General features: G+C 71.7%; 9 protein-coding genes. 2 read left to right on the top strand and 7 right to left on the bottom strand.

The annotated features are described in order from the left end of the window. Together AXW62_RS04370 and AXW62_RS04365 are read left to right on the top strand one after the other, a co-directional pair. A partial coding sequence (locus tag AXW62_RS04370; protein ID WP_214516837.1) for an IPT/TIG domain-containing protein occupies positions 1-355 on the top strand: 355 nt, incomplete at its 5' end. Positions 356-509: 154 nt separating this feature from the next. Next, complete coding sequence (locus tag AXW62_RS04365) at positions 510-1,772, top strand: IPT/TIG domain-containing protein (RefSeq protein WP_060943314.1); 1,263 nt, start codon at positions 510-512, stop codon at positions 1,770-1,772. A gap of 51 nt (positions 1,773-1,823) precedes the next feature. Here the strand turns inward: AXW62_RS04365 and AXW62_RS04360 are convergent, their stop codons facing one another. The 7 genes from AXW62_RS04360 to AXW62_RS04330 all read right to left on the bottom strand — a co-directional run bounded on the left by AXW62_RS04360 (position 1,824) and on the right by AXW62_RS04330 (position 8,816). Then, complete coding sequence (locus AXW62_RS04360; protein ID WP_060943313.1) at positions 1,824-4,646, bottom strand: DEAD/DEAH box helicase; 2,823 nt, start codon at positions 4,644-4,646, stop codon at positions 1,824-1,826. 124 nt (positions 4,647-4,770) lie between these two features. Next, positions 4,771-5,733, bottom strand: coding sequence for a twin-arginine translocase subunit TatC (gene tatC, locus AXW62_RS04355; protein ID WP_030839265.1), 963 nt, complete (start codon positions 5,731-5,733; stop codon positions 4,771-4,773). A gap of 62 nt (positions 5,734-5,795) precedes the next feature. Beyond that, positions 5,796-6,083 carry a Sec-independent protein translocase subunit TatA gene (gene tatA, locus AXW62_RS04350; protein ID WP_030839262.1) on the bottom strand — a complete coding sequence of 96 codons (288 nt, stop codon included), beginning with the start codon at positions 6,081-6,083 and terminating at the stop codon, positions 5,796-5,798. Positions 6,084-6,375: 292 nt separating this feature from the next. Further along, the gene (locus tag AXW62_RS04345; RefSeq protein ID WP_030839258.1) at positions 6,376-6,603 is read right to left on the bottom strand and encodes a hypothetical protein; all 228 of its coding nucleotides are present in this window, start codon (positions 6,601-6,603) and stop codon (positions 6,376-6,378) included. 10 nt (positions 6,604-6,613) lie between these two features. Beyond that, complete coding sequence (locus tag AXW62_RS04340; protein WP_030839255.1) at positions 6,614-6,856, bottom strand: hypothetical protein; 243 nt, start codon at positions 6,854-6,856, stop codon at positions 6,614-6,616. Between the two features lie 13 nt (positions 6,857-6,869). Then, positions 6,870-7,829: a helix-turn-helix transcriptional regulator gene (locus AXW62_RS04335; RefSeq protein WP_030839253.1), complete on the bottom strand. Its 960-nt coding sequence runs from the start codon at positions 7,827-7,829 to the stop codon at positions 6,870-6,872. Between the two features lie 21 nt (positions 7,830-7,850). Continuing rightward, positions 7,851-8,816 (bottom strand): helix-turn-helix transcriptional regulator, encoded by a 966-nt coding sequence (locus AXW62_RS04330; RefSeq protein WP_030839250.1) that lies wholly within the window; start codon positions 8,814-8,816, stop codon positions 7,851-7,853. Between the last annotated feature and the right edge of the window lie 133 nt (positions 8,817-8,949).

Genomic DNA, 8,949 nt, shown 5'->3' with positions numbered 1-8,949 from the left:
CCCGGGTCAGGTCGGCACGGTGTCCACCCAGCCCGTGACCATCACCACCGCCGGTGGCACCAGCGCCTCGGGCAGCACCCTGATCGACTACTACCTCGCCCCGGCCATCACCTCGGTGGTTCCGGCAACGGGCACCGCAGGAGACCAGGTCACCATCAACGGAACCGGCTTCGTCAACGTCGACACCGTCACCTTCACCGACAGCGCCGCCGCCACCGCCACCGCCGTGTTCACCCCCATCAGCGACACCCAGCTCGTCGCCACCGTCCCCGGCGGACTCGCCACCGGCGCCGGAACCATCACCGTCCACACTTGCGGCGGCAACTCCAACGCCGAGGCCTTCACCATCACCTGACCGCCCGTAACACCGGGCACCGACGGCACGACCACCACGTCGCCGTCCCTCCGCGTCGCGTGGCGCGGACGGACGGCGACGCCCCCCGCGCCCCGGCCGATGAGCACTGGCCGGGGCGCGGCCGTTCCAGGCGGTACGAGAAGGAGAGAGCACCATGGCCCCCGTTGTGACCAGCGTCAGCCCCGCCCAGGGTCCGCCCGCGGGGGGTACCTCCGTCACCCTCACCGGCTCCGGTTTCACCGGCGCCACGGCGGTCAGGTTCGGCCCCAGCCTGGCCACCGATGTGGTCGTCGTAAGCAACACGCAGATCACCGCAAGAACGCCCCCCGGGAGCGGCACCGTGAAGGTCACGGTCACGGGGCCGTCGGGGACCAGCACCCAGAACGTGTTCTTCACCTATACGACGGTCGCGGCTCCGGTCCTGACCGCGCTCAGCCCGGCCTCGGGCCCCACCACCGGCGGCAACACCGTCACCATCACCGGCACCAACCTCACCGCAGCCACCCAAGTCCTCTTCGGCCCCAACCCCGCCACCATCCTCACCAACACCCCCACCCAAATCACCGTCACCGCCCCCACCGGCACCGGCACCACCAACGTCACCGTCACCACACCAGCAGGCACCAGCAACCCCCTCCCCTACACCTACACCACCACCCCCACACCCACCATCACCAACCTCAACCCCACCTCCGGCCCCACCACCGGCGGCAACACCGTCACCATCACCGGCACCAACCTCACCGCAGCCACCTCGGTGAAGTTCGGGATCAACTCGGCGACGATCCTCACCAATTCCGCCACCCAGATCACCGTCAGCGCGCCCGCCGGGCCGCCGTCCTCGGTCAGTGTCACGGTCACCACGGCCGGCGGCACCAGCAATCCGCTGCCGTACTTCTACATCGCCGCACCCACCGTCAGCGATCTGTCGCCGCACTTCGGTCCGGCCACCGGGAGCAACACCGTCACCGTCTTCGGCAGCAATCTGAGCCTCACCACGGCCGTGCACTTCGGGGGGAACCCTGCCACCGCCGTCACCGTGGTCTCCGACAGCCAGCTGACCGTGACCGCCCCGGCCGGCTCCGGCACGGTCGCCGTCACCGTCACCACACCGGGCGGCACCAGCACGCCGGGCACCGGAAACCCCTATTACACCTATCTCGGGGCGCCCGTCCTGACCAGCCTCAATCCCTCCCATGGCGCGAGCGTCGGGGGCGACGCCATCGTGCTGACCGGCGCCAATCTCACCTACACCGACGCGGTGACCTTCGGCGGCGCCCCGGCCTCGTTCTCGGCGATCTCCGACACCCAGATCGTCGCGACCTCCCCGGCCGGGGCGCCCGGCACGGTGAACGTCGTGGCACACACCCCGGCCGGGAACAGCAACGCCCTGCCCTACGTCTACGACCCCGCCTGACGGACGCCCCGCCTGACGGACGGGCCGGCCGGCGGAGCAGGGCCCCGCCGGTCAGCCCACCGAGGAGTACGCCACGACCCCGCGCAGCAGCCCGTCGACCGCCCGGCGGGCGTTGCGCGGCACCGTGCCCTCCGGGGCCGCCGCGGCGATCTGGCCGAGCACATCGATCAGCTGCTTGGTCCAGCGCACGAAGTCGCCCGCGGGCATGTCGACTTCCCGCAGCACCTCGTCGAGGCCGTGCCCGGACGACCAGCGGTAGGCGGCCCAGGCGAAGCCCAGATCCGGCTCGCGCTGGCCGACGCCCTCCGCCTGGTTGATCTTGTGCTCCTCCTCCAGGGCGTCCAGCCGGCCCCAGATGCGGACCATCTCGCCGAGCGCGTCCTTGGCCCGGCCGGCGGGGAGCTTGGGCGGCAGCGCGTCATCGGCCGTGCGCGCCTCGTAGACCAGCGCGGAGGCGCAGGCCGCGAGCTCGGCGGGGGCCAGCCCCTCCCAGATGCCGTCGCGCAGGCATTCGCTGGCCAGCAGGTCCAGCTCGCCGTACAGCCGCGCCAGCCGCCTCCCCTCGTCCGTGACCTCGTCACCGCGCAGATAGCCCAGTTCGGTCAGCAGCGAGCAGATCCGGTCGAAGGTGCGGGCGATGGTGTTCGTACGGCCCTCGATGCGCCGCTCCAGCTGCCGGGTGTCGCGCAGCAGCCGGTGGTAGCGCTCGCCCCAGCGGGCGTGGTCCTCGCGGTCGGAGCAGCCGTGGCAGGGGTGGGCCCGGATGGCCGCCCGCAGCCGGGTGATCTCGGTGTCGTCGGCCGCGGGCGAGCGCTCCTTGCGGCGGCGCCGCACATCGTGGTGTCCGGCCTTGGTGCGCAGCGCGGAGGCCAGGTCGCGGCGGGACTGGGGGCTGCGCGGGTTGAACGACTTGGGGATCCGCATCCGGTCCAGCGGCTCGACCGGGACCGGGAAGTCGATCGATGCCAGCCGCTTGACCTGCCGCTCGGCGGTGAGCACCAGGGGCCGGGGCCCGTCGTGGTACTCCATGCCGCGGTGGCCGCCCACCCGCCCGGCGGACAGCCCGGGGTCCAGCACCAGCGCGAGCCCGGCGTACTTGCCGGTGGGCACGTGGATGACGTCGCCGGGGCGGAGCTTCTCCAGGGCGACCGCGGCCGCCGCGCGCCGCTGGGCCGCGCCCTGCCGGGCCAGCTCGGTCTCGCGGTCCTTCAGTTCGCGGCGCAGCCGTGCGTACTCGTCGAAGTCGCCGAGGTGGCAGGTCATGGAGGCGCGGTAGCCCGCCAGCCCCTCCTCGTTGCGCTGCACCTGCCGGGAGATCCCGACGACCGCCTTGTCGGCCTGGAACTGCGCGAACGAGGTCTCCAGCAGCTCGCGCGAGCGGTGCCGTCCGAACTGGGAGACGAGGTTGACCGCCATGTTGTACGACGGCTTGAAGGAGGAGCGCAGCGGATACGTCCGCGTGCCGGCCAGCCCGGCGAGCGCCGCGGGGTCCATGGTGCGCTGCCACAGCACCACCGCATGGCCCTCGACGTCGATACCGCGCCGCCCGGCCCGGCCGGTCAACTGGGTGTACTCACCGGGGGTGATGTCGACGTGCTGCTCGCCGTTCCACTTGACGAGCTTCTCCAACACCACCGAGCGGGCGGGCATGTTGATGCCGAGCGCGAGGGTCTCGGTGGCGAAGACCGCCTTGACCAGGCCGCGGACGAAGAGCTCCTCGACGACCTCCTTGAAGGTGGGGAGCATTCCGGCGTGGTGGGCCGCGATGCCCCGCTCCAGGCCCTCCAGCCATTCGAAGTACCCCAGCACATGGAGGTCTTCGTTCAGAATCCCGGCGGTGCGCTCCTCGACGATGGCCCGCACCTGGGTGCGGGCCGACTCGTCGTTGAGCCGCAGCCCCGCGTGGAGACACTGCTGGACGGCGGCTTCGCAGCCGGCCCGGCTGAAGATGAAGGTGATGGCCGGGAGCAGCCCCTCGGCGTCGAGCCGGTCGATGACCTCGGGCCGGCCGGGGGTCCAGATCCGGCTGCGCTGCCGGCGCTCGCGCTCCCGGTCGGCCTCCCGCATGGTGCGGCCGCGGCGCTTGTCGCGGCCGAAGGTGGGGCGGCTGTTCTCCATCCGGGCCAGCCGGACCAGATCGGGGTTGACCTCGCGGCGCCCGCCCTGGTCGCCGTCCTGGCCGCCCTTCTCCTCGAACAGGTCGTACATCCGGCGCCCGGCCAGGACGTGCTGCCACAGCGGCACCGGACGGTGCTCGGAGACGATGACCTCGGTGTCACCGCGGACGGTGTCCAGCCAGTCGCCGAACTCCTCGGCATTGGAGACGGTCGCGGAGAGCGACACCAGCGTCACCGACTCGGGGAGGTGGATGATGACCTCCTCCCAGACGGCACCCCGGAACCGGTCGGAGAGGTAGTGGACCTCGTCCATCACCACATAGCCGAGGCCGAGCAGCGACTGGGATCCGGCATAGAGCATGTTCCGCAGCACCTCGGTGGTCATGACGACCACCGGTGCCCCGGAATTGACGCTGTTGTCCCCGGTGAGCAGGCCGACCCGGTCGGCGCCGTAGCGCTTCACCAGGTCGGTGTACTTCTGGTTGGACAGCGCCTTGATCGGCGTGGTGTAGAAGCACTTGCGGCCCTGGGTGAGCGCCAGGTGGACGGCGAACTCGCCCACGATGGTCTTGCCCGAGCCGGTGGGCGCGGCCACCAGCACGCCCTTGCCGCCCTCCAGGGCCTTGCACGCCTCGATCTGGAACGGGTCCAGCTCGAAGTCGTACATGTCGCGGAAGGGGGCCAGCGCGGTGGCCTGCTCGGCGGCCCGGACGCGGGACGCCGCATAGCGCTCGGCGGGAGATAGCTCGTCGGTCATCGTATCTACGAGCCTACCGGCCACCTCCGACAGCGCACGCGATCTTTATCGGGGCTTTGTTCGGTCCGCCGGGCCGGGCCGCCCGGCGGACGGCCGCGGACCGGGCGGTTACCGCCGGGTAGGGCTAGGTGATGTCGTCGTAGCCGTTGCGCCGGGTGGTGCCGGAGTCGTCCCCGTCGGTGAGTTCCCGCGTGGCGCCGGGCGCGGCGATGGACTCGGGCGTCAGATCCAGCTCGGACGCCTCGTCGTCGCTCAGGCCGAAGTCCGGGTCGGCGGCCCGGCGGCGCGCCTTACGGCGGTCGTTGAACAGGGCGACGCCGACGGCGCCGAAGTAGAGCACGGTGACCGGCCCGGCCAGGGCGAACATGCCGATCGGGTCGGTGCTGGGGGTGGCGACGGCGCCGAAGACCGTGATGCCCATGATCATGGCGCGCCACCAGCCGAGCATCCGGCGCCCGCTGAGGATGCCGGTGAAGTTCAGCAGGATCAGCAGCAGCGGCAGCTCGAAGGCGAGCCCGAAGACCACGACCATGCGGGCCAGCAGATCGAGGAAGTCGTCCAGGGGCAGGAGGTTGTTCGCCCCCTCGGGCGTGAAGCCGATGAGGACCTTGGCGCTGGTCGGCAGGATCTTGTACGCGAAGAAGGCGCCGCCGACGAAGAGCGGTACGCCGAGCCCGACGAAGAACAGGCCGTACTTCTTCTCGTTGCGGTGCAGCCCGGGTGCGAGGAAGGCCCACAGCTGGTAGAGCCAGACCGGGGTGGCCACCACCACACCGGTCGTGAAGGAGACCTTCAGCATGATCGTGAACGGCGACAGCAGACCGTTCACGGTGAAGTAGGCGCAGTCGTGGCCCTTGCTCCCCTTGTCCGCGAGGTCGGAGAGCGACGCCCCGCCACAGCCGACCGAGTCCAGCACCGGCTGCATCAGGAACTTGGCGATGTCCATGTAGAAGAACATCGCGACGATCGTGACCACGCAGATCGCCAGGACCGATTTGAGCAACCGGTTGCGCAGCTCACGCAGGTGCTCGGAGAGGGGCATCCGCCCCTCGGGGTCCTTCTCCTTCTTGCGGGCAGACTTGAGCAACCCACGTCCTCATCTCGTGCGTCCGGTGGCGGCCCTTCGTGCCGCCTTCAGGTGGCCCTGGGTCAGCGCTTGGTGCTGTCGCTCGGCTCCGACACCGGGCGCGAACTGGTCACATCTCCGGGCGCGGCCTGGATGGTGCGGTGGGTGGCATCGTCCTGACCGGGGTGGGGCGGGTCGGCCGGCGCGTTCTGCTGCTGGCCGTCCGACTTCATCGCCTTCGCCTCGCTCTTGAGGATCCGGGCCGACTTGCCCAGCGAGCGGGCCATGTCCGGGAGCTTCTTGGCACCGAACAGCAGCACGACGACGACAAGAATGAGGATGATTTCGGGAGCGCCGAGCCTTCCGAACATAAGCGTCTACCTTCTCACCGAGGCGGCGGGGGGTGGGCTGCCCGACCGGTCGGACGGGTGTCCGGCAGCCGTGCTGTCAGCGATCGTAGCGCGCAGGGGTGAACCGGAGGCAATCCCCATGCGGACTCCGGGTTGCGGCCCTCCGCCTCGTTACCAGGGCCGCGAACAGCCAGCGTACCCCGCCCGGCGGCGGCACAGCAGAGCACCCGTCAGCCGCCGTCCGCCCGGGAGCGGCCGGGGCGATCGCTCCGGCGCGGGGCGGGGATCCTCCGCCCCGGCACCCCGCCACGCCTCACTCGGGGTGCGGCGCGGCCCCTCGCTCCCGGCGCAGCGCGTCGACGTGGGAGCCCAGCGGAACCGAGGCCCGCTCCAGGTCCTCGGCGGCCCGGGTGATCCGCCGCGAGCTCTCCGACACCTGCCGGGCCAGTCCGCGGACCTCCGCGTGGACCCGCACCGAGAGCACGGCGAGAACGGCGATTCCGCAGAAGGCGAGGGCGAGGGCGAGCATCGGCCAGAGCATGCGCCAGAGCCTAGACGGTGGAGTGCAGCCGCAGCGTACGCACCCCACCACCGGTGAGCAGCTCCACGATCCGCTCCCCCGCCGGTTTGCGCACCGCGGTTCCGCAGTCGGGGCAGGTGAAGGAGTAGAAGGTGGTGCGGTCGCTGGCCCCGATCGCCAGCCGCAGCGCGCCCGCGGTCAGCTCGAACCGGCCCCGGCACTCCGGACAGGCCGCCTTGAAGACAACCGAAGCGGCACTCCCCCGTGCGGTCACTGCGTGTGTCCTTTCACTCACCGTACGCCGCGAGCGCCTGCCGCGCCGCGTCCCGGGCACTGTCCGCGAGCCCCTGCGGCGCGACGATCCGGCCGTCCCCGCCCAGCCGCAGGGCCAGCCGCCGCAGCGAGCCGGGGTCGGGCGCGCGCAGCGTGATCCGCAGACCGCCGTCGGGCAACTCCTCGGCGCTGTCGTGCGGGTAGTACTCGGCGACCCAGCGTCCGCCGGGGCCGACCTCGACGATCACCTCGGGGTCCTCGGCGCCGGTCTGCACCAGCTGGGTGGACAGGTCCGACAGATCGCGCAGCTCGATCGGCGGCGGATCGGACCCCTCGTCGAGCAGCTTGATCTCGACGACCCGGTCGAGCCGGAAGGTCCGCCGCGCCTCGGAGAGGCGGCACCACGCCTCCATATAGGTACGGCCGACGGCGAACAGCCGGATCGGGTCGACCTCACGCTCGGTGATCTCGTCCCGCGCGGGCGAGTAGTAGCGCAGCCACAGCCGGCGGCGCTCGGAGATGGCACGGTCGACGTCGGCGAAGACGCCGCCCTCCGACTCGAAGATCACCGAGAGCCGGGAGCTGGCGCCCGCCGCCTCCCCGGCCGCGGCCTCCAGCTTGGCGGTGGCCCGCAGCAGCGCGTCCCGGTCGCTCTCGCGCAGCCCGGGGAGGGTGGCGACGGCGCGGGCGGCGACCAGCAGCGCGGTGGCCTCGTCGGCCGCCAGCCGCAGCGGCGCCGCGACGTCGTCGGGGTTGTGCCACCAGATCCGCTCACCGTCGGTGTCGATGTCCAGCAGATCGCCGCCGCGGAAGCTGGTGCCGCACAGCGGCAGCACGTCCAGGTCGGCGATCAGCTCGTCCTCGCTGATGCCGAAGGCCCGGGCGACATCGGCGACACGGGCGCCGGGGCGCTCGCGCAGATACGTCACCAGGGAAAGCATCCGCCGGGTCTGGTCAATGGCGTTTCCGGCCATGGTGAAGTCGCTCCGTTCCCCTCAGCCCTTGGCGACCGCGCGCAGCCGGTCCACGACATCCGCCCGCAGTTCGTCGGGCGCCAGCACGACCACGTCCGGGCCGAACTCCACGAGCCAGGCGTCCAGGCCGTGCCCGTAGGGAATCTCCAGCTCGTCCCAGCCGTCGCCGGCCGCCCGGGTGGACAGCGCCTTCGCGCGCAGCGGATAGCCGTGGCCGGAGCGCAGCCTGATCCGGGCGGTGCCGGTGGCAGTCTCCCCCGCCCAGGTCTCCACGGTCTCCCGGACGGTGACGTGGTCGGGCACCTCGGCGGTGAACGAACCGGACCGCAGCCGGACCCGGCCGGTGATCCGGGAGAGCCGGAAGACCCGCTCGGCGGCGCGCTCGCGGTCCCATCCGGCGAGGTACCAGTGGCCGCGCCAGCACTCCAGGGTCCAGGGCTCGACCTGGCGCTGCTCGGGGCGCGCGGCGTTGGCCTTGCGGTAGTCGAAGACGACGGGGCGGCGGTCGCGGCAGGCGAGCATCAGCGGCTCGAAGGCGCTCTCATGGACCGGGATGCGCGGCTCCAGCGCGCTGTGTCCCGGCGTGTCGTACGGGTCCTCGGCGACCGGCATCCCGGCGGCGCGCAGCTTCTGCAGCGCGCCGCTGGCGGCGCCCGCGAGCCGGGCCTGCTGCCAGACCTTGGCGGCGAGGCCGAGGGCGGCGGCCTCCTCGGCGTCGAGGGTGATCGGGGGGAGGCGGTTGCTGTCCCGGCGGGCGAGATAGCCGACCTCGCCGTCGACGCCCTCCACCGTCTCGATGATCAGGCCGAGTTCGCGCAGATCGTCCTTGTCGCGCTCGAACATGCGGTTGAACGCCTCGTCGTTGGCCGCGTCGGCCTGGAGGTACGCCTCTATGGAGCCCCGCAACTCCCGTTTGGTCAGCGGACGCCGCGTTCCCAGCAGGCACAGGGCCAGATTCATCAGCCGCTCGGCCTTGGCAATCGCCATCGACGCCCTTTCTTCGTGACCTCAACGACGTGACCGTACCGCTACCGGGACGCACGGCAAAAGCCGAGGGCCCCTGCCCGGTGGCAGGAGCCCTCGGCGAGGCGGGTGCCGGTCCCGGAGGCCGGTCTCAGAC

Source organism: Streptomyces hygroscopicus subsp. hygroscopicus (assembly GCF_001553455.1).
GTDB lineage: Bacteria > Actinomycetota > Actinomycetes > Streptomycetales > Streptomycetaceae > Streptomyces > Streptomyces hygroscopicus.
The sequence above is the reverse complement of the archived record's forward strand: the minus strand, read 5'-3'. Positions and strand labels throughout refer to the sequence as shown.

Coding starts and splice junctions, on each gene's coding strand:
- AXW62_RS04360 (WP_060943313.1), bottom strand. CDS start 4,646: ATGACCGACGAGCTATCTCCCGCCGAGCGCTATGCGGCGTCCCGCGTC.
- AXW62_RS04365 (WP_060943314.1), top strand. CDS start 510: ATGGCCCCCGTTGTGACCAGCGTCAGCCCCGCCCAGGGTCCGCCCGCG.
- AXW62_RS04345 (WP_030839258.1), bottom strand. CDS start 6,603: ATGCTCTGGCCGATGCTCGCCCTCGCCCTCGCCTTCTGCGGAATCGCC.
- tatA (WP_030839262.1), bottom strand. CDS start 6,083: ATGTTCGGAAGGCTCGGCGCTCCCGAAATCATCCTCATTCTTGTCGTC.
- AXW62_RS04330 (WP_030839250.1), bottom strand. CDS start 8,816: ATGGCGATTGCCAAGGCCGAGCGGCTGATGAATCTGGCCCTGTGCCTG.
- AXW62_RS04335 (WP_030839253.1), bottom strand. CDS start 7,829: ATGGCCGGAAACGCCATTGACCAGACCCGGCGGATGCTTTCCCTGGTG.